We start from the raw sequence: 22202 nt of genomic DNA, 5'->3' as shown, positions 1-22202 counted from the left end.
CAGGACATCTCGCAAAACATGTGGGTTTTCAATGCAAAATCTTGCTGTAAAGACTTTTGATTAAGCTAAATGTGCATCAGCGCATAAAACAACAACCGTTAAAAACTTTTGCGGTGTGATGTCATAGCGGTACCAGTGGCAATGGAATGTGTACACAGTAAACTGTGCTTGTGTTGCTATCGTTGTTAAACCATGAAACAAGGATAAGCCTTCACTTACGTTGGCCGCCTAGCGCTTTTGCTGTTTAGGGCCCGTGTTGGCTTAACCTTGTTTTAGCATGTTTAAGATGTAGATCCTGCAATAGCTGGCTCAAGGCCTTTATTTTGTGGCAGATTAATTGCCCAAATTGAGTTCCTTTCGCCAAAATATGCACGCGATTTTGCCTTGTTAGCTGCACGCCAAAAAACAAACGCAAACACCATTGCTATCACTTCTACCATTAGGTTGCCAGGTTCTGTGGATGACCAATTTGGCGCACTAGCAATAATAAATGTGATTAAGCTTGTTGCTGGTATGGCTAAACATACCAAGGTGAGCATATACAAAAGATGAATTGCACTACGTGCGGCCCCCCGGTAAAAGCTGTAACCAATTGCGAGTGCAAAGGTGGCATAGTAACTCCACATGTAGCCTTGATTTAATTGTACGTCGAAGAAATACAGCCATTTTGAGGCTAACATTGCGATTGCAATACCGAGCATTGAGCCTAGGCAAACCCCAATGGTGAGTGCAGCCATTATCTTTGTTGCTTTACGTTGCTCGTTATGTTTTTCGCGACGTTTTTCTAACCAAAGTAAGTTACCACTGTAAAATAAGAATGCGCCTAACAGCCCCATAGTAAAATACATCCAGCGACCATAATTGCCAGCGTAATTGCCAAAGTGTAATGAAAAGAAGCTGTTGACTATAGGGGCGTAAGCATCTTGCTCAGATGAGGTTACGGTCGAATAAGCGACTTCTTGTGTAAAGGGGTGCAGATAAATAATGTCGAAATACCCGCCGCGCTGCATGCGGTCGTTTGCACTGAGGTAGGCTGCTAAGCTGGGGTTAGGGGTATTAAGTCCGCTAAATTCAAATTTGTCAATGCGGTGGTCTGGTGCGAGTGCGGTTAACTGCTTTTGGTATTCAGCCATACTGGGCAGTTGATCAAGATTGTAGGTGATGGTGCCGCGCGCTCTTGGTTCAAATAAGGGTTTGTCACCATAAACAACACTCAGTCCGTCGTACATTGGATCATGAAAGGCAAACACTACGGCGGTCCATGCTATCAATAAATGAAACGGCAAGCTGACAACCCCAACCAGATTGTGGCTGTCTAACCATAAGCGATTTGCCCCTTTATGCTGACGAAGCGCGAACAGCTGCTTAACTAAGGTAGGTAAAAGAATGATGACGCCGGAAATCAACGCAATAAAATATAACGCAGCCGCAACACCAAGAATGAGTACGCCTAAATCTTCATGCCCCACCTTTCCAATGATGCCAGCAGTGCGATGCAGTTGATCAATTAAATTACCCAGCTCATTGCTAGGTGCTTGCTGTACGACTAATTGCTTGTCGTTGTCTAGGTTTGCAAACGCTAGCTTGTCATTAAGCCTTAGGCCACGCCCACCACCTTGCACAAACCAAGATAATGCTGCACCGTCTTCACTAAAGTCAATATTAAAGCCTTCACGTGCTTTGTCTTGTTCTTGAGTCACTTGGCTAATTAATTGATCGATGCGTTGTTCGCTAACGGGTGTTGCTGCTAGGTTGCTGGGCGAGGCCCATTGTTCAATTTGCGGTTTAAACATGGTTAAAGCGCCTGCAAAAAATGCAATGAACAATAACAATGACGTGGTGATGCCAGTCCAGGTGTGAACTGATTGATAGGTTCTTAGTACATCAGGGCGAATTTTCATTGTAACCACCACAAACTAGCAAAAAGTAAGTACACACAGCCATTGGCCATGAGCAAACAAATAAAAGCACTTCGTGCGGTTTTGAATAAGTAGCACAATGACAAAATGGGCAACCAAATTGCGCTGATCATCCACATATTAAATTGTACTTTCGTGTTGGTTGTTAATCCGTCAGGACCAAACCATGCAAACAAGGCAATGATGCCGTAGCTCAACAATAAACCCATAAAAATACCAATAAAGGTTTTACGCCACCAATGAGGTTGGATTTTATCTTGTGGTAATAATTGAGCCATTACTTACCCCGACCAAAGTGAATGAGTGTGGAAAATGGCACACAGATCATCAGGGTGATAAAGGTAAATATCCATACAAATATGGCTGCCGCGGTCGTTAATAGCTGCATCCAGCTAAGCAAGGCAAATAACAGTAAGCATGCCCCCATTATGGCGACAACCTTAGGATAGGGGGTGCTTAACAGGCGTTGGTGTTTAGTTGTGACATAAATCAGCACGACACCAATAAATGTAAGTAATAATGCCGAGACTTGAAACATAACGACCTCGAAGTTAATGAGTATTTAAAATCGTCACCAATCATAATGTAAATAATAATGATTCGCAATTGCATTATTGCTTGCTCAGGAGTAAATTATTGGCGATTGAAATTCACTCATATGATTTAGTTATGCAAGGAAACGCAGTATATGAACGCTCGCAGATTCAAGTTTCATCTTCTTACTACCGCACTGTTAGCCACACCATTGTTTACTTTTGCAAATGAGGTTGTCGATAACGAAAAGGCAGAGGATTTAGAAGTGATCACTGTGTACGGTGAGAAAATAGAACGTAGCCTTAAAGACAGTACCTCTTCTATTTCGGTGATTGATAAAGACTCAATAGACAGTGGGCAATATCAATCCATTTCCAGTGCTCTTGCTGAAGTGCCTAATATCGTGGTGTTATCGGGCGCGGTGCCTGATATTCGTGGTGTAAGTGGCAATGGTAGCGCAACGGGGTTTAACTCGTTTTCTGGTGGTGCACGGGCAAGGGTATCGACTCTTGTTGATGGCGTTGCAGAGCCATTTGTTGCCGACTTAAGTGGCGACACCGGATTGTGGGATATTCAGCAAATAGAAGTGTACCGTGGTCCTCAATCGACCATTAATGGCCGTAACAGCATTGGTGGAACCGTATTTATTAAGACGGAAGATCCCACGTTTGACTGGGAAGGTGCTGCGCGAGTTGGCTATCGCGACCAAGATCAATTTATCGACACCGCTGTGATGCTATCGGGTCCAATTTTAGACGATGAATTGGCGTTTAGGCTAACAGGGCAAAAAGTGGATGGTGAGACTTATACTAACCAGGTTGACTATGACACTAACCCGAGTCATTTTGACCAAAATGAGTTGGTGACTAATCGCTGGCGTGGCAAGTTATTATGGCAGCCAAGTGCATTAGAGGGGTTTTCGGCAAAGTACAGTTTCTCATCTAATGAAGAGTTGGGTAACTCTGGACGTAAGTATTTTTCTGGTGGCGACCCATGGGATTTTGAACAAATTTTTAATCGTTACGTTACCACTAAATCCAACACGCACTCGGTGAACTTAGAATACAAAATCGACGAAAGCCAATCTTTGGACCTGATTGTGGGTTACATGGATTATGACTGGGGATTTGATTCTTACGAAGCCACTGCGACAGCCGAACAAACGGTCAACATGGCCGATGAAAGTTGGACTGTGGACGGTAAGTACACGTTTGGTTTAAATAATCCCAGTGTAAATGGTTTTATCGGTTTAGCCTTTTTTCAGCGTGATCAAGATTTTGACAGCCAGGGCAGTTCTGAATACTTTGGTGATGACACAACAACATCGAGATCGGTATACGGTGAATTCACCTATGAATTTATCCCTAAATGGCGCCTGACTGCTGGTGGCCGATTTATGCGAGAGGAGCAAACGCGCAACTTTACTTATTTACCGATTATTGAAACTTTAGATAATAGTGAATCAATTTTTTTACCTAAAGTTGTACTACAGCATCTGTTTTCTGATACCACCACCTTTGGCGCCAGTGTGCGTCGCGGTTATAACTCAGGTGGAGGAGCGTTAGACTTTACCGCACAAGAATACTATTACTATGATCAAGAATCGGTATACACCTACGAGTTAACCTCACGCAGCAGTTTTAATGACGGCGACATCAACCTGAACATTAACCTGTTTTATAATGACTACGATGACTATCAAGCCTCTAATAGTTTACGCCGTATCACCAATGTAGAAAAAGCCGTCACTTATGGTCTTGAGGGCGAGTTAACCAGTATGCTGACAGATGATTTACAGCTAGTATCTGGTGTGGGTTGGCTTAAAAGTGAGATAAAAAAAGCAGACGTAAATTATGGCGATATTGAAGGTAATGAACTCAATTCAGCGCCTAACTTCACCGCTAACTTGGGATTAAAATACTGGTTAACCGATGAGTTTAGCTTTGGTTTATCGGGTAATTATGTCAGTGAATATTTTGGTGACATTGATAATACCGAATCCCGTGTGGCAGGTGATTATGTAATGAGTCGTGTCAATGTTGATTATCAAAATGAGTTATGGCGTGTGAGTGCCTATATCAATAACGTATTTGATGAACAAGGCATTACCAGTATCGAGCCGGCATCAGGTCGTTACCCTACAGGGTATGCTGCTATTATTGACCCTCGTAATATTGGTGCGACTGTGACCTATCAATTTTAAGTGTGTATAGCACTACATATGACAAAGCCAGTTTTTCGGAACTGGCTTTTAACACTCGCCACAAAGTAATACCCCAGCCGCTTTTACTTTACGTTCTCGCTATTTGAAAGGGAACAACCATGACGACATAGCGACGCCTTAAGCAAACACCGCTGGACGCATTCACAGTGGTCACTTATTAATGCGCAATGGTATAATGTGAAGCTACCAATCCTTGGAGTCTTGGCAACAGAGTAATAGACATCATTTAAGATACGTTATAACATAACTGCAATCTTGTTTAATGACCACATCAATATGTACAAACTACCCGAAATCACGCCTTTTTTAGATAAATATGCCATCTCGGTATCGGCTATGTGTGCGGTTCATTGTCTCAGCTTACCCCTCATGTTGGTTATTTTCCCTGCATTAGGGCAAACCATACTCGGGCAGGAGTTGTTTCATGTGTTGCTGTTATGGTTAGTGGTGCCACTGAGTTTGATTTCACTTTCACTTGGCGTTAAGCAACACCGAAGCTTGCTTGTTGCCTTTTTGGGCCTGGTGGGGCTGACAATACTGATGTTATCTGCCATGTTGGGGCACGATGGATTAGGTGAACTTGGTGAGCGTTTAGCTACGCTGTTAGGTTCAATATTCATCGCGTTTGGACATTTTCTGAATTACAAATACACCAATAGCAGGTCGAATTAGATAGGGCAGGGTAATTTGTGACAGGTGCCAAGATTGAGTCGTTTGCGGGGCATTTTATCCGTAAAAATACCGCATTTATGTACCTTGGCGAGTGTTAAATTTGAATCGATTTGATGTATACCCAAACAACCTGAGTTAATCTGTTTTAACGCAAGTGACGGCAGAATTTAAGCAACGTCATTAAACTCTGAGGCAACCCTGTCGCCTAATGCGTTTAACAGTTCGACTTCACCTTTAAATACCGCGACGATAATTTTATCTTCTTTATATTCCATCGGAATGATCACACGGCCGTTAACGCCCACTTCGAGATCGTATAACACTTCGGCTAGCGGCTTAATGGCAAGTTCTGCAGGGTAGTAAAGTACTGTGATTGTCTGTGTTGTCATAATGGTATCCATACAGTGTCTTGGCGACAGATGATCCTATTTAATGTGTAAAAGTAGATTAAAACGAGCATGGTTAGCATGATTTAATGCGCTACTAAATGAGAGCGTAAACAGTACATTATGCGCAACAGCTTGCTGGCGGGATCATAGTCGTTTAAGTGCACTCAGTAAAGCCTAAACTTAAGATAATAAACGTGTTTCAAACAGCCCTTAATCTTTGTTACTGCGTTGAATTAAGTGGCAATAGGTAAGCTATTGGCACATTAATTTGCCTTGTTATGACGATTTTAGCGTCTGTAAAATATTACAATCTTGTATTTGCTGGCTTTGGCAACAGGACGCCAGTGCCGCAAGCGATTGCTCTAGTAATGCCAGTTCTCGCTGGGTTTGTTGTATACGTGCCAGTTGCTCGGCAATGATATTATCGACTAAGGTACACGATGACTTTGGGTCTTGTTGTGTATCAACTAGGCGCTTAATGTCGTCAAGTCCGATGTTTAATTCTCTGCAGCGCCTTATAAACACCAATGTCTCGATATCTTTTTCTTGGTAGTGACGATAACCATTGCTGGCGCGAATGGGGGTCGATAACAAACCAATTTGTTCATAATATCGGATGGTTTTTACCGAAACCTGAGCTATCGATGCTAATTCACTTATTTTCAACTTGACCTTCCAGTGACTGTAACCTTTAAGCTCAATCATATCATTTCTAGTTCCTCTGTTGTTATAAGGACGTTATATGTTTCGTTATTCTGCTACGGCATCGTTAATGCTGTCGCTTGGGCTTATGGGGCTGAGTCACGCAAGTGATGAGGCGCATTCGGTTAACCTAGAGCAACACGCTTTGGGATCTCATGATGAACATCATGCTGATCATCATGAGCAGGGGCATGAAGATGATCATGAACACGAAGAAGAAATGGAAACCATTGTGATACAGGCAACGCGCTCTGGGCGGATTGTCGATGAGCAACCGATCCGTGTTGAGGTGGTTAATCGCGAAGAAATTGAAGAGAAAGCCGCGATGCGTCCAGGCAATATCTCGATGCTGGTGGCTGAAACGGGCGGGGTGCGATTACAAACCACATCTCCTGCGCTGGGCAGTGCCAATATTCGCTTACAAGGTTTGTACGGCCGCTATACCCAATTATTGGCTGATGGTTTACCGCTATATGGTAACCAGGCTGCATCGATTGGGTTATTGCAAGTGCCACCAACAGATTTAAAACGTGTTGAAATTATTAAAGGTTCTGCTTCATCGCTTTATGGTGGTTCTGCGCTTGGCGGCGTGATTAACCTTGTGTCTCGCACGCCAGGTGATGAGTTAAATGGCGAAGTGTTAGTGAATGCAACCACACAGAACGGGCAGGATGTGACCACCTATGTGGAGTCGCCGCTGAGCGATAATGTAAAAGGCTCAATGACTGCAGGCGCCCATTATCAAGATGAGCAAGATGTTGACGACGATGGCTGGATAGATCTGGCGGGGTATGAGCGTTATACCGTGCGTCCTCGTGTATTTTGGGAAGGTGACGCGGGACAAACATTGTATGTTACCAGTGGCTATATGACCGAAAATCGCACAGGCGGGACGCTTGGTGATAATACGGTAGCCGATGGCACAACATTTGAGCAATCACAAGACTCAGAAAGGCTTGATGGTGGCTTAGTGTTTACCATGCCGTTATTAGACAGCCTAACCATGACCACACGCGGCTCGGCGATGGTGCAAGATCATGTGCATGTTTATGGTACTGATATTGAAGAAGATACCCATGAGAGTTATTTATTTGAGAACAGCGTTGCAGGTTACACCGATAACAGTGATTGGGTGGTTGGTTTAGCGTATCAATCTGAAGTCTTTCGCTCAGATACTTTCCCTGAGTTTGATTACTCTTACGACGTCCCTGGCGCGTTTGCCCAGCTTGATTATGAGTTAACCGATCAAATCACTACGTCTTACAGTGCGCGTATTGACGATCACAGCGAATACGGTACGCAATTTAGCCCAAGAGTGTCAGTGCTTTATCGCCCAAATGAATTAACCATAAGAGGCTCTTATGGCGAAGGTTACTTTGCCCCCACACCGTTTGTTGAAGAGATTGAGGCTGCGGGGTTGTCAAGGCTCGCGCCAATTGAGGGGTTAAAAGAAGAACAGGCTAAAACGGCGTCACTTGATTTTACCTATGTATTTGACGATGCCGAAACCAGTTTGACGTTATTTGGCTCTAATGTGGATAACGTCACCACGCTAGAGGCATTTTCAGCCAACAACAACGGCAGCCTCGATGCAGTGAGATTGGTGAATGCACCAAGTGAAAGCCAAATTCGTGGCTCTGAAGTGTTGCTGCGTTACTATTTAGGCGACGTAAAACTCACGGCAAGTTACTTGTATTTAGATGCCAGTGAAGAGGACCCTGAAGGCGCAGGGCGACGAGATATTGCACTCACTCCACGTCATTCTGCAGGTTTTGTAGCAATGTGGGAGCAGCATGGTAATTTTAGAGCCGGTTTTGAGGCCTACTACACTGGCACGCAGCGCGTAAATGATAATCCTTATATTGACGAAACCAACCCCTATTGGCATTTAGGCTTAATGGGTGAGATTACCGTGGGCAGAGTCAGTTGGTTTATTAATTTAGAAAACCTACTCGATATAAAGCAAACGGATGAGCACCCAATGCTACTGCCTAGCCGCGCGCCGAGCGGACAATGGACCACTGACATTTGGTCGCGTAACGATGGCTTTATTGCTAACGCTGGCGTCAGAGTTAAGTTTGGCTAAGTTGTCTTTCACTACTGAACAGTGATTGACTGCTGTTGGGACATTTAAGTTTTACCTATTTCAATCTCAGCCATAGGTAACAATGCTTGATAGGCTGAGGCTAACGCTTGTTTAGCCTCAGCATCGCCATGAACAATACGAATATGTGTTGGTTTGTGGTGCATGCGTTTGACAAAATTGATGAGGTTGTGTTGATCAGCGTGGGCAGAGTAGCCGCTAATAGTGTGGATAACCGCCTTAATGTCAATGCGCTGCTCATCAATATACACATAGCCGCCTTGTGGGCCATATTGTTGTATGTCTCGGCCTGTGGTGCCTTGGGCTTGATAGCCGACAAATAATACGTCTGTGGTGGCTTTGGGTAAAAAGCGGCTAAGGTAATTGCTAATACGCCCGCCGGTGCACATGCCCGATGCGGCAATGATGATGGCGGGTTTATTGACCGAGTCTAGATAGTTGATAACTGCTAGATGATCCTGATGGCTGTCAATAGTGGTGAGCTGTTCAAAATCTAACGGATGACGGCCTTGTTTCAGTTTTTGCTTGGCCTCTTTGTCCCACAACGCCTTAAATGCACGATACTGTTGAGTAAAGTTTGCCGCCATAGGTGAGTCGACAATAATGTCGATATGTTGCCACATGGGGTTGTACTTGTTGCGATAAATAATGTGCTCAAACTCGTATAACAACTCTTGTGTACGGCCAATGCTGAAAGCTGGGATGAGCACAACGCCATTATCCTTAACCGCTTTTTCAATAATCTCTTTGAGCTGTTTACTGCGCTCTTTACGGCCTTGATGGTTTTTATCACCGTAGGTTGACTCAATCACTAAGGTATCGGCTCGGTAAGGGCTTTTGGGGCTTGCCAGTAATGGGGCGTAGGTTGCGCCTAAGTCACCTGAAAAAACCACTCTGTGTTTATAATTTGGCCCTTTAAGGTCAAGCTCAACATAGGCCGAGCCTAAAATATGCCCCGCGGGTTTAAATTTAAGCTTCACTTGATTAACCGGCTGAGCCCTATTGCTACTGAGATTGACAGGCAGTGCAATCCATTGGTGATAGTCTATTGCCACAATGAGTTTACTGAGCTGGTTTAAGCAGGCCTGAATAAGTTTTTGATCGCGAGTCACGCCCACTTTTAATGCATCTTCAATCACTAAAGGCAATAATGCAGCGGTTGCCGTAGTGGCATAAATGGGCTGGTTAAAGCCTGCGGCTAATAAATAAGGGATCCGCCCAACATGATCGATATGACAATGGGTGACGATTAACCCTTTAATATTGTCGATTGGAAAGTCTATTTGCAGTTGAGATGCCGAGTTTTTACCAGCGGTTTCCGCTCCTTGAAATAACCCACAATCTATAAGGTAACTGCTTGGCAGTTGCGGGTTGATATCGAGCTGATGACAAGAGCCCGTTACCCCATTAACTGCGCCATGGTGAATAATCTGCATAGTAATCCTTTAATTGAATGAGTCCCTCGTTAACTTAGCAGTAGAGTAGTGATTTAGCGATAACAAGCGCTTACAAACTAAGTTGACGATTTTGAGGTAATCCCTTGTGTATTGTGGTCGTTATTATCCTGTTGTTGATATAATCAGCTTAATTTCTGGCTTATGTTCGATGGATTGCTGATGTTAGTGTTTAACTGTACCAAAGTGGCTGCAGAATTTTTTAGTGTCACTCGCAAAGGCGAAGTGTTGTCTTGCCTAAAAGCTGCACCGCATAAAACCATTGCAGAGTCAGTCGCTGCGCCTGTTTTTCCCTTAGATGTTGAACCACAAGAACACGATGGCACTCAATGGCATTGGGTGGTGCACTGTGTCACCGTTAAACGCAAAAAATACTTATTAGTGATGGATTATGTTAGCCGTTATTGCTTGATTTTTTTGGCGACAAAAAAGGGGGATGAAATCGATTTTCTCAATATGTTCGAGAAAATGATGGTGTCGAACTTTATGTTTTTAGCCAATAAAAAAGGCGTGGACAGTGTCGAGACTGATTTAGCAATTGCACAATATCACGATAAATTTACGACCTGTGCATTTCATCCGCGAGGCGATCGCAGCGTGCAAGGGCATTTAAACGAGGTTGCCTGGCATCTAGAGCAACAATGTTATGAAGATGGAATGTTAGTCATGCCCAACGAGTTTATTGATTTTAGCGTCTTTATGGGTAAATTCCCTCGAAATGCAAAAGGGCGCCGTAGCCACTTTTTTGCTAATGATGTGTTTATCGATAGCTGGTTACAAGATCTTGATATTGAAGACGGCCCGGTAGACACCACTAACCTGGTTTACCTCAGCGATTATAGAAAATAGACACAGTTATTTGATTAATAATCCACTAAAAATAATTAACTGGCCTATTAAAATTGATTTAATACAAGCTGGTTTTTACAAACAAAAAGGACGTGTAATGAAAGCTTTTTCTCTGGTGTTTACCAGTTTAGCCATGGCAGTTTCAGGCATGGCATTTGGCGTCGACATTGACGCAAAATACATTCAACGTATTGGCCCGGTAACACAAGTTTCTGCTACAGCGTTATCTAAAAGTGCTCAGGCCGATGCCTTGCGCGCCAATCTAGTGGCTAAGCTTAGCCAAGTGCAGCGGGGCGATAAGGTTAAGCTATTTAACCAAACGTTTTCGTGGCAAGCTGCGACTGCCAAAGCAGAAGGTGAGGGGTGGTTAGCCTATCAATTACCGGTTGCAACAAAGCGATTTACTCAAGGCACGTTAACAGTCAAAGGCCTTGAAAACCCGCAAGTGTATCTCAATGGCCAGCTTGTCAAATCAGCGGACAAGGTTGAGCTTGCACTCGCTAATGGCGATCATCAACTGATATTACTCGCAGATGGCGCGCAAAAAGACGTGTCTTTTAGTCTTGATTGGCAAGGCAAAAGCGATGAGGATGAGCTTGATTTTGCTGCACAAAAAATGCAGCGCGTATCAGCCGAGCAGCTTTTTGACTCAAAAGTCATCAATAACTTAACCCTGTCGCCTAATGGCAAGTATTTACTGCAATCAACCATAGAATACCAAGCCGCCCAGGGCGATAAGCCTATTCAGGTGACAGAGCTGCGTAAACTGCCAGACAACAGCGTAATGTATCGCTGGCAAGAGAGCCGCCCTGGCAGTGCGGTATGGTCAGATGATTCAAAACAACTCGCGTTTGTAGCGAATAAGCAAATTCAATTATTGAATGTGGCTGACTTAAGCGTCGATGTTATCGCGACTGAGCTTGATAATGTGTCGGGCTTACAGTGGTTTGGCGACAGCTTACTGTTTAGCTGGGAAAAGCCTTTTAAAGCCGATGACAAAGCCACTTCTAAGCGTTTCCAAGCATTGGAAGACCGCTGGAGCTATTGGCGTAATAACAGTCAACTTTATCAAGTCGATGTCGCCTCCGGTTTGATCCGCCAACTTACTGACAACAGCATCACCAGTTCACTGTTAGACAGCAACGCCAATAAAGGCACCTTGTTGCTCACTCGCTCACCTGTCGATTACAAGCAACCCGCTCATGGCATCACTCAGCTTATAGAGCTTAAGCTGAGTGATTTAAGTGAGACTTTGATTGGCGAGTACCGCAGTTTTAGCGGTGCCTTGTATGCCGATGATGGCATGTATATCACAGCAGGCCCGCGCTTTATGGGTGGCCTTGGTATGCAAGACACGAGCATTGAAGTCAATGATTACGACGGTCAGTTATATTGGCGAGATACTAAGGGCAATGTGAGCGCATTAAGCAAAAACTTTGATCCAGCCATTGGCAGTATGACCAAGCTTGAAAATGGTGATCTACTGCTAACGGTTACCGAAGGCGATCGCTCACCGTTATATTTATTTGATAAAAGCCAAAAGCGTTTTAGTAAGGTCGATACCGGGGTTGATATGGTAGATGGCTTTAGTGTGGCTACCAAGCTATCAACCCCACTGCTGGTGGTTGCAGGCACCTCGGCCACCGTGCCACAAAAAGCGTATAGCATGTCGCTTAATTCAAGCCGTAAGCAGGTGTTATTTGACAGCCAACAGCAACGTTATGCCAATACGCGTTTAGGTAAGATTGAAGATTTTGATTTTACTAATCAGCATGGCCATAACATCGACGGCCGCGTGTACCTGCCAACCGATTATGATGCCAACAAAAAGTACCCAGCACTGGTTTACTATTACGGCGGTACCTCGCCGGTAGGGCGTCACTTTACTGGCCGCTGGCCATTTAACTTGTGGGCTGCTCAGGGGTATGTGGTGTATGTGTTACAGCCTAATGGCGCAACTGGTTATGGTCAGGCCTTTAGTGGTCGCCATGTGAATGCCTGGGGCAAGTACAGCGCAGACGATATTATTGCTGGCACTAAAGCTTTCTTAAATGCCTACCCATCAGTTGATGGCAAACGTGTGGGGAATATGGGCGCGTCTTATGGCGGCTTTATGACCATGTACTTGGCCACACAAACCGATATTTTTGCCGCGTCAATGTCGCATGCAGGGATCAGTAATTTGTCTTCGTATTGGGGGCATGGTTGGTGGGGTTATGGCTATTCAGGTGTTGCGAGCCGTGGAAGTTTCCCGTGGAATAACCAAGCGCTTTATGTTGAGCAAAGCCCGCTTTATCAAGCTGATAAAATCACCACACCGTTATTACTCATTCACGGTAATGCCGACACCAACGTGCCAGTAGGTGAAAGCCATTACATGTACACCGCGCTTAAGTTATTGGGTAAAGAAGTGGAGTTGGTGGAGTTTAACGACCAGGATCATCATATCAACACCCGCCAAGCTCGCTTTGACTGGTGGAACACCACCATGGCCTGGTTTGATATGAAGCTCAAAAATGAGCCGCAATGGTGGAACAGCCTTTATCCTGAGACGGCAAAGCAATAATCGGGTATATCCACCGAATAGAAATTAGCCCCAACATTTGGGGCTTTTTTATCGAAAAAATAGGCATTTAAACATCGAAGTTATGATGGGTAACTCAATATTGCTAAGGATAAACTCGGTTGCGGCCTAAGGTTTTAGCTTGATATAAACATTTGTCAGCGGTATTGATCAGCTCGTCGATGCTTTGATCTTCACTGAGCTGTGAAATACCAATACTGATAGTAATATGAATGTTGTGATCTAAAAAGTTGACTGTGTGCTGCGCCACACTGTTACGGATTTTTTCTGCAATGATGCGTGCCTGTTCAGATGATGTTTGCGGTAAGATAATTAAAAATTCTTCACCACCCCAGCGCGCAACACAATCTTGTTTTCTCACCTGTTCTGTAAATAAAGCCGATAACTCGGTAAGTACCATATCACCGGCATTGTGACCGTATTTGTCGTTAACGGCTTTGAAATGGTCCAAATCGCATAACAATACTGATAGTGGTTCATTGTTGCGCTGCAATCTGGCCTTTTCTTGTTCTAAAATGGCGGCTGCATTACGTCTATTAGCCAGTTTGGTCAGAGGATCACGCATGGCAAGTTGTTGATATTGCTTGCTGATTTCGATGGCGTTTTTGAATGCCAGCATTCTTGAATATTCATAAAGGGCAGACAAAAATGATAAGGTCAAAAATGAGATAAAAAGTCTCACTTTAAACTCATTAGTGTATTGAGCATGCGCTACCCACTGCTGGGGTAAAAACATAATAATGCAGATGGTACAGAGGAAAACGGATAAATTAATCACGCCTTGACGTAAGCCCAAAACATACACCGAGACGGGAGCAACAATGAAGATCCACAACGGACCGGTTTGCGAGACTCCACCGCTAAATATCAGATAAAACATCAATAAATACAGTGAGTAAATGATAATGCTTGCACTGACTGTTATGTCAAACCGCTTAATGAAGAGAAACGCCAGCAGATAAACAAAACTCGCGACAAACAATACGACGGTTAGCGTGGTATTGTCGCCAAATAGGCCAATGAACCCCATCAAGAAAGTGATTGACATGCCAACCAGTGAAAAGAGCGATATCACTCTAGCTTGTTCAAGCTCACCGTTGCTGGTGCGATATTTTTTGATGCGTTCGAGCAATGATTGAATCCTTTCATTTCGGTGAATTTAGGTTGTGAATAAATAATGTACCTTAACTCACTCTTATTACTGAAAAATACTGCCATTGACTGAATATATTCAGGTTATTGTAAAGCTGCTTTGGGTAAAGATACTAACATAAAAGTACAATATGACTGTAAAAAACGCACTAATCAATATGGTATTCTGTATTTTTGTTGTACTGGAATATATGCTGTTATTTTACAATGGTTTATATGCAAAACTTTATGAGCATTCAACCCTTGATGAGTTGCGGTTAATACTATTGTATAAACATTGCTCACTACATTAAATCAGTTTTATCTAAATATCCATGGACTTTGGTGAATAAATAATGGCTTACCCTGTTCATATTGCTCCTGTGATTGCTTCGCTTTAAAAAGGGAGTTTTGCAGGCAACAACAGGTTGTATGTACGTGTTAGTAGTCGGTTTTGGTGCAATCGAGTTATCAGAATAACGGTGATGTGTTTTTGGTATTGCTGAGTGTGTGGTGCTAAGTGGTATTAGCCCAAACAAACCACAAAAACGCGAAGGGCAATCATGATAGCCTTCGCGTTTTGAGTTTTATTCTACAAATTAACTAACCTGATCTCGGGATAAGGGATGATCTTATACTATTTAAAATCAACATGTTACCCATTCTCACTTTCAAGCTTGTCATTTGTTCTGCTAACAAGGCGAATTGACGCGTCAATAGCTAGCCTATTGTAAGTCGATTCAACACAGTGAGCAGGGCAAAGGACTGTTTGAAAGGCATTTATTATCCCGAGCTCAGGTTAACTAGTTAATGGTAAAAAACGAAAGCACTTTTTTCTGATTTGAAGACTGCTTAGATAAATCAATACTGGCTTTAGAACTGTGGCTTATACCCTCAACATTTTGATTTACCATGTCGACCATTTGAGTAATATTTTTAGAAATATCGTCCGTAACACTTGATTGCTCAGTAGAAGCGGTTGCGACTAAAGAGTTCATTTCTGAGATTTTAGAAACCGATAGGGCAATGTCTGAGAATGAGTCTCGAACTTCTTGAGCAATTTTTTGGGCTTCGTCAATTAAGTATGCATTTGATTGCATGTATTCATCGGCTTTAGATGCTTGATTTTGCAGTTTAGTGATGATTTCTTGAATATTAATGGTGGAGGTTTGGGTTTTACCAGCTAATGTTCTGACTTCATCTGCCACAACGGCAAAACCTCGGCCTTGTTCACCTGCTCGTGCCGCTTCGATTGCGGCATTAAGCGCTAATAGGTTGGTTTGTTCTGAAATACCGTTGATGACTTCTATGACTGCACCAATTTCGTTCGAATAACTTTTTAACTGATTAACAATCTCAGTTGACTCTTTTATTGAGTGATTGATTTTATCCGATATTTTATTCGATTCTAGTAATGCGTGATGGCCTTTATCGACACTTTGGTTAGCTTCAATGGCTGATGACTCCGCTTCTGTGGCATTGCGGCTGATGTCCATTGCTGTGCTCGACATTTCATTGACTGCCGTTGCAACTTGTTCAACTTGCATCAGCATATGTTGTGAGTTGCTGTCTGCTTGCTCCATGGTAGAGGCCAGTGTTTGTGACGAGCTGTCGACTGCGTCTGCGACGGTAATCAACTGTTGCGTTAATTTTGCAAATTGTTCAGATGTTTTGTTTAAACAGTCTGACAGTACCCCGAGTTCATTTTCACCTTGATTATCAATACGTACGCTTAAGTCACCTTGCGACATTCTGATCATGGCATGTTGAATTACCGTGATTGAATTAACGAGAAGACTGGAGATCCGCAATGCCATAAATACAATAATGATGGCCACAACCCCCACGCTGACCATCATGATGGTCATAGATCGATTGTAAATGACATCGCCATACTCACTGGCTGTAATCGCGCCTTTTTCGTTTAACTCTGACAACTTGATCAGTGTGTCTGAATATTTACTGTAAGCCGCTAGCGACTTGCCAAGAAACATGGCTTTTGCTTCATCATTGTTATTGTTTTCAGATAGCCTAAGTAAATCAGTTTGAATGGCGAGGTATTGCTGATAAAGCTCATCAAATTCATCAACAAGCGCCTGCTCCTGTGGGCTTGATATGAGTATTTTGTAATCGCTGATGGTTTTGTCGATGATTTGCTTCTTTTTATTTATTTGATTTGTTACCTGCGCAATGGTTTGTGCATCTGTTGAAATGATATGCACGGCTTCGTCGTTACGAAGATCGGCCGTTTGCGTATTAATGCGTTCAATAAGCTGCACCGAAGGAAGCCAATTGCTTGATATTTCTGTAGATTGCTGGTTAATGGTGTTCATTTGTGAAAGTGACAATAACATTAATCCAATAATTGCCATCACGGGTATTGAAAAACCCAATAACAATAATTTGCCAATTTTGATATTTCTCATTGTCACCCTCTATGTTGTGTTTAAAACCGTATGCTAGTACATCAACAATAAACATAGTTTACTGCGGTCTTTTTGCCAGCAATAACGGTTAAGTTATCGTCGTTTACGCTAAATGATAGGGCCAACGATTCGGTATTTATCATCAGTAATGTAAAGTGTAATTTGTTATCGGTTGGTGATGGTAATACTTTAATTAAGTGTGATTTTTGTTATCAAAGCGTCACCTCAGTGCTGCGTTACCTTGCAAATAATCAATTAAAAAAACTATATTTTTCAATGTCTAGCTTGTAATCCGCTAAATTATCGTCCACAGTTAATTATCGGTAACCCTAAACTAATTATAAAAATGACCATATTTGCTAGTTACAAAAATGCGCTTAAATTAGGTGTTGGAGTTTTCGCTCTTGGCTTGGCCATTAGTGCAGGCGTTGCCTTACAGGTAAAAAATCAAAATAATCAATTTGTTAGTAAATCACTTGAAGACGTATCGTTACAGATCACTAACAACATTACCGACCGCTTTAAGCTTTATCAATATGGGTTACGTAGTTCACGAGGCATTATATACACGGCTGGTGAGGAGTTATCTCGTGCTAAATTTATAAAATACAGCCTGACTCGTGAGTTAGATGTTGAGTTTCCTGGTGCGCGTGGTTTTGGGTTTATCCGGCGGGTGGATAAACAAGATGAAGCGCAGTTTATTGCTCAAGCTCAACAAGATGATTGGCCTCATTTTGCCATTAGGCAGTTAACTCCCCACGATGATGAACGTTATATCATCCAGTATATTGAACCTGTAGAACGAAACTACTCTGCGGTAGGGTTAGATATCGCATCTGAGGGTAACCGTAAAACTGCAGCAAAAGAGGCTTACCTTAGCGGTGAAGTGCGGTTAACCGGCCCCATAACCCTTGTGCAAGCTACTGGAAACCCCTTACAAGCCTTTTTAATTTTGATGCCAATTTATCAAACGGGCAATACGCCTTTAACTCCAGAGCTTAGAGAGCAGAATGCTTTTGGTTGGAGTTATGCTCCATTGGTTGCTAATGAGGTCTTTAACGATCTTTCTTTATCAAGGCAAACCACTAAACTTGCTATCACCGACATTACCGACAGCGATAATGCAATTACTTTTTATCAAACTCATATCGATGATGCCTCGCCACTATCTCAGTACCATGTTGAGTTAGAACGTGAAGTGTTTGGCCGAAAGTGGCAAATAGGCGTTTTTGCTTACCCTAATTTTGTGAGCGGACTTAATTTAACCTCGCCCAATATTGTGTTTATTTATGGGCTGGTTTTAAGTTTGTTATTAGGCTCATTTATTTGTTTTTACAGTGTCACTTTGGGTAGAAAGCGTATCATTATTGAAGATAATGAACGTCGATCCAATATTTTAGAACATTCGCAAGATGCCATTATTAGTTACGACTGCGATGGTGTGATTACTGGGTGGAATAAAGGAGCCGAGTCCACTTTTGGTTATGTGCCTAACGATGTTGTGGGTGTAAAAGATTACACATGCATAGCACCTGATAGTGAAAACTCACAGGCAGAGAAGGCATTGTTTGAACAAGTGCTACAGGGTAAGCCACTATTAAATTTGATTGGTCAACATAAGCGAAAAGACAATGAGTTACTGGCAACAACCATGACGTCATTAGCCATTTACAATGAATTTGGTGTGATCACGGGGGTAAGCCAAACTATTCGCGATATTACCGCGCAACAAAATGCTGAAAAGCAGATTTTAAGCTTAAACGCCAATCTTGAGCGTAAAGTGGCTGAGCGAACCCAAGCATTGCAAGAGGCGTTATCCGAAAACAAAACCTTACTTGAAAACATCAATCAACAATTACTTTATTCCGAGACAGATAAAAATGGCGTTATTTTAGCGGTTAACGACTATTTTTGTATTGCATCGGGGTTTACTCGAGAGCAAATGATTGGCCAAACCCATTCCATATTAAAATCGGATCAACATGATGATGCATTTTGGAAAACCATGTGGGAAACCATTACCCAAGGTAAATCATGGCATAAAGAAGTTTGTAATTATGACAAACAGGGTAACAGTAAATGGTTTGACACAGTTATTACCCCCGTTTTAAACAGTATTGGCGAACTTGAACGTTGTATTGCACTGCGAATAGACATCACTGATCGTAAAAGTATTGAGTTTGAAAACAATAAACTGACATCCTTGTTAACCAATGTGCTGTCTGCCGCGTCTGAAATTGGCATTATTTCCACCGATAACGAAGGCATTATTACGATTTTCAATCGTGGTGCAGAATTACTGCTTGGCTATAGTGCTGAGGAAGTTGTGGGCAAAATGAGCCCTGCGGTATTCCACGTTCCTAGCGAAGTGAGGCTGCGAGGTAAGGAGTTGAGTGAAGAGTTTGGTGAAGACATAAACGCATTTAATGTTTTTGTTTATAAACCCAGACACGAGGGGCCAGAAACCCGTCAATGGACCTACGTGAGAAAAGATTATTCGCAATGCGCGGTGTCTTTGTCTGTTTCTGCAATGCGAGATGATGCTGGAAACATTGTTGGCTACTTGGGTGTTGCCGTGAACATTGACACTATGCTTAAGCAACAAGAAGAGCTTGTATCAGCAAGTAACCAGTTGATAAAAGCTGCAGAAGTCGCTGAGTTGGGGATTTGGAATTTAGATTTACTCACCGACGATTTGCTTTGGAACGACCGGATGTTTGTTATGTATGATTACCCGCTTGAAATAAAAGAAGCAGGACTGACTTACCAGCACTGGCGAGATAGAGTACACCCAGAAGATATTGATATGGCAGAGCAATGCTTACAGCAAGCCATAATTAATAACACAACCTATGAGCCGACTTTTAGGATCATTACTCGGTCTAATCAAATTCGCTACATTCATGCTGGCGCACAAATCAGTTACGACAATAAAGGTACCGCAGTTAGGGTTGTGGGGATTAATCGCGACATTACGGAGCAGCGTGAACTAGAGCATACATTAAGGCTGGCAAAACAAGCCGCTGATGCGGCAAGTGCGGCTAAGTCAGCATTTTTGGCCAATATGAGCCATGAAATCCGCACCCCAATGAATGCGGTGTTAGGTATGCTTCAATTAGTACAACACTCTGATATGACAAGGCAACAGCTTGATTACGTGACAAAAGCAGAAGTCGCAGCTAAGTCATTGTTAGGCTTGTTAAATGATATATTAGACTTTTCTAAAATTGATGCCGGAAAGCTCGAAGTCGATCAGCATCCATTTCAAATGGAAACCTTAATGCGCGAACTTGCTGTCATGTTGGCGACAAATGTTCACAGTAAAAGTCTGGAAGTGATTTTTGACCTTGACCCCGATATCCCTTACTTAATTGAGGGGGATGAGCAGCGCTTAAGACAAGTGTTGTTAAACCTTGCGGGTAATGCCATTAAATTTACAACAGAAGGGCATGTGATTGTTGGAGTGCACTGTAAGCTACTGACTCAAGATGACGTGAAGCTCAGTATTTCGGTGTCAGATAGCGGCATTGGGATTAGCGATGAGCAAGCAACTAAGATATTTCAGGGGTTTGTTCAAGCTGAGTCATCTACTTCAAGGCGATTTGGTGGTACAGGCCTTGGGCTTGCCATTACTAAACGCTTAGTTGAGTTAATGGGCGGAGAGTTAAGTTTAAGCAGTAAGTTAGGCCAAGGCAGTCGTTTTTGGTTTGACTTAGATTTTGCTGTTGTTGAATTGAAAAATACTTATTTAGATATTGATTTACATGGGAAAAATATTCTTATTGTCGATGACAGTAAAATGAGCCGAAAAATATTGGCAAAAACGTTAGTGGCTCATGGTGCGTATGTTAATGAAGCGAGTAATAGTCAACAAGCTATTAATTTAATTGAGCAAAGTTTACATGCAACAAACCATTACGATGTGATTATCATGGATTGGCGTATGCCTGACATGGATGGTTTAGAAACGGCGCAACATATTCAGTTAATGTTCCCAGAAGGGAGTGCACCAGCAATTATTATGCTGACGGCTTATGGCACTGAGGTGATGAAACAAACTAAACAGTACAGTCAGCAACCTTTTGTTAATATGTTAAGTAAACCTATCACCGCTAATTTAATGCTTGAGGCCGTTAATCAAGCGATAACCGGGGTTTACTTACCGGTTGAGGCCAAAAAAATCACCGGCCCTGCTCTGCAGGGCATAAGAGTGCTAGTGGTTGAGGACAACCAATTAAATCGTCAGGTGATAGACGAGTTACTCCGCTTGCAAGGAGCGCTGGTGACACTCGCTAAAGGCGGTGTAGAAGGTGTAGAGTGGGTGACACAATCTCAAAACAAATTTGATATTGTGATTATGGACATGCAAATGCCTGATATTGACGGACTTGAGGCAACACGACTCATCCGTGCTGATGGACGGTTCAATGATTTAACCATACTTGCAATGACAGCAAATGCCTCACTGGCTGACAAAACACTGTGTTTAGAAGCCGGTATGAACGATCACATCGGAAAACCGATAGACATGACCTTGCTACTCCCCTGCATGTTGAGGCTGTTAGGCAAAGACGCCGTGTTTGAAGGCGATGATGTAGTTGATACCGAAATAGCGTTAACTGATGATGATGTGATTATCGAAAATCCAGATTCTATTTTACGCCGCTTTGGTGGCGAGCTTGCATTTTTTATGGATGTAAAACATCATTTTTCTAACGAAATGTCTGAGCAGTTAAGCGCATTAGCTCAGGCATTTGCAATGCAAGATAATGATAAAGTGAGTATTATAGCTCATACCATTAAAGGGACTGCGGGTAATATTGGTGCTAAGCGCTTGGCCGCGTTTGCTACCCAGCTAGAACAAAAAATGAAACAGGGTGCTCACATTGACCCCAATTATTGTTTAAGCCAAATGCAGGGGCAAATAAATGACAGTTTACATATGCTAGACACGTTATTTCCTGATGAACCCAAAACGCCAGAGAATGAGTTGGATAAAACCGAGTTATTGCCGATAACCAGTATAACGATAGATAAACAATATCGATTAATGGATTTGTTAGTTGATCAAAACCTGGATGCGATAAGCTACCTAGCACAGTTGTTAGAGAACGTGGCGGCAGATAGCCACTGGTTAAGATTACAAGCACAGGTAAGCCAATTAGAATTCTTGGATGCTATCGATACACTGAAATCGATAATTAAGGAGTAGTG

14 protein-coding genes are annotated in these 22202 nt (G+C 42.7%); 6 read left to right on the top strand and 8 right to left on the bottom strand.

The features are described from left to right. Positions 1-281: 281 nt before the first annotated feature. Genes L2703_RS04985 through L2703_RS04975 form a run of 3 tightly spaced genes read right to left on the bottom strand, consistent with a single transcriptional unit; the run spans position 282 to position 2457 of the window. A complete protein-coding gene (locus tag L2703_RS04985) occupies positions 282-1901 on the bottom strand; it encodes a PepSY-associated TM helix domain-containing protein (protein WP_248970027.1) in 1620 nt (539 codons plus the stop codon). Continuing rightward, positions 1898-2197 (bottom strand): hypothetical protein, encoded by a 300-nt coding sequence (locus tag L2703_RS04980; protein WP_248970026.1) that lies wholly within the window; start codon positions 2195-2197, stop codon positions 1898-1900. The genes L2703_RS04985 and L2703_RS04980 overlap by 4 nt, the downstream gene beginning before the upstream one ends. Next, positions 2197-2457, bottom strand: a complete 261-nt coding sequence (locus L2703_RS04975) for a hypothetical protein (protein WP_248970025.1) — start codon at positions 2455-2457, stop codon at positions 2197-2199. Before L2703_RS04975 ends, L2703_RS04980 begins: the two co-directional genes overlap by 1 nt. Before the next feature lie 150 nt (positions 2458-2607). On the opposite strand from L2703_RS04975, the gene L2703_RS04970 reads away from it, so the two are divergent. Then, positions 2608-4656: a TonB-dependent receptor gene (locus L2703_RS04970; RefSeq protein WP_248970024.1), complete on the top strand. Its 2049-nt coding sequence runs from the start codon at positions 2608-2610 to the stop codon at positions 4654-4656. A 297-nt stretch (positions 4657-4953) separates the two neighbouring features. Further along, positions 4954-5349: a MerC domain-containing protein gene (locus L2703_RS04965; RefSeq protein ID WP_248970023.1), complete on the top strand. Its 396-nt coding sequence runs from the start codon at positions 4954-4956 to the stop codon at positions 5347-5349. A 167-nt stretch (positions 5350-5516) separates the two neighbouring features. Here the strand turns inward: L2703_RS04965 and L2703_RS04960 are convergent, their stop codons facing one another. Then, positions 5517-5738, bottom strand: coding sequence for a DUF2375 family protein (locus L2703_RS04960; RefSeq protein WP_248970022.1), 222 nt, complete (start codon positions 5736-5738; stop codon positions 5517-5519). Between the two features lie 276 nt (positions 5739-6014). Continuing rightward, a complete protein-coding gene (locus tag L2703_RS04955) occupies positions 6015-6443 on the bottom strand; it encodes a Cd(II)/Pb(II)-responsive transcriptional regulator (RefSeq protein ID WP_248970021.1) in 429 nt (142 codons plus the stop codon). Between the two features lie 37 nt (positions 6444-6480). On the opposite strand from L2703_RS04955, the gene L2703_RS04950 reads away from it, so the two are divergent. Next, positions 6481-8526: a TonB-dependent receptor plug domain-containing protein gene (locus tag L2703_RS04950; protein ID WP_248970020.1), complete on the top strand. Its 2046-nt coding sequence runs from the start codon at positions 6481-6483 to the stop codon at positions 8524-8526. A 44-nt stretch (positions 8527-8570) separates the two neighbouring features. Here L2703_RS04950 and L2703_RS04945 read toward each other — a convergent pair whose 3' ends face one another. Next, positions 8571-9980 carry an MBL fold metallo-hydrolase RNA specificity domain-containing protein gene (locus tag L2703_RS04945; protein ID WP_248970019.1) on the bottom strand — a complete coding sequence of 470 codons (1410 nt, stop codon included), beginning with the start codon at positions 9978-9980 and terminating at the stop codon, positions 8571-8573. A 180-nt stretch (positions 9981-10160) separates the two neighbouring features. Here L2703_RS04945 and L2703_RS04940 point away from each other — a divergent pair, with 180 nt between their 5' ends. Both L2703_RS04940 and L2703_RS04935 read left to right on the top strand, forming a co-directional pair. Continuing rightward, on the top strand, positions 10161-10847 hold the full coding sequence (locus L2703_RS04940; RefSeq protein ID WP_248970018.1) for a DUF6933 domain-containing protein: 687 nt from the start codon (positions 10161-10163) through the stop codon (positions 10845-10847). A gap of 97 nt (positions 10848-10944) precedes the next feature. Then, positions 10945-13413 (top strand): alpha/beta hydrolase family protein, encoded by a 2469-nt coding sequence (locus L2703_RS04935; protein WP_248970017.1) that lies wholly within the window; start codon positions 10945-10947, stop codon positions 13411-13413. Between the two features lie 103 nt (positions 13414-13516). Here L2703_RS04935 and L2703_RS04930 read toward each other — a convergent pair whose 3' ends face one another. Beyond that, positions 13517-14563, bottom strand: coding sequence for a GGDEF domain-containing protein (locus L2703_RS04930; RefSeq protein WP_248970016.1), 1047 nt, complete (start codon positions 14561-14563; stop codon positions 13517-13519). An 802-nt stretch (positions 14564-15365) separates the two neighbouring features. Beyond that, positions 15366-16988 carry a methyl-accepting chemotaxis protein gene (locus tag L2703_RS04925; RefSeq protein WP_248970015.1) on the bottom strand — a complete coding sequence of 541 codons (1623 nt, stop codon included), beginning with the start codon at positions 16986-16988 and terminating at the stop codon, positions 15366-15368. Between the two features lie 346 nt (positions 16989-17334). Between L2703_RS04925 and L2703_RS04920 the strand changes: the two genes are divergently transcribed. Beyond that, positions 17335-22200: a PAS domain S-box protein gene (locus L2703_RS04920; protein WP_248970014.1), complete on the top strand. Its 4866-nt coding sequence runs from the start codon at positions 17335-17337 to the stop codon at positions 22198-22200. Positions 22201-22202 lie beyond the last annotated feature (2 nt).

The organism is Shewanella basaltis (genome assembly GCF_023283885.1).
Lineage (GTDB): Bacteria > Pseudomonadota > Gammaproteobacteria > Enterobacterales > Shewanellaceae > Shewanella > Shewanella basaltis.
This window is presented reverse-complemented; position numbering and strand designations above follow the sequence as displayed.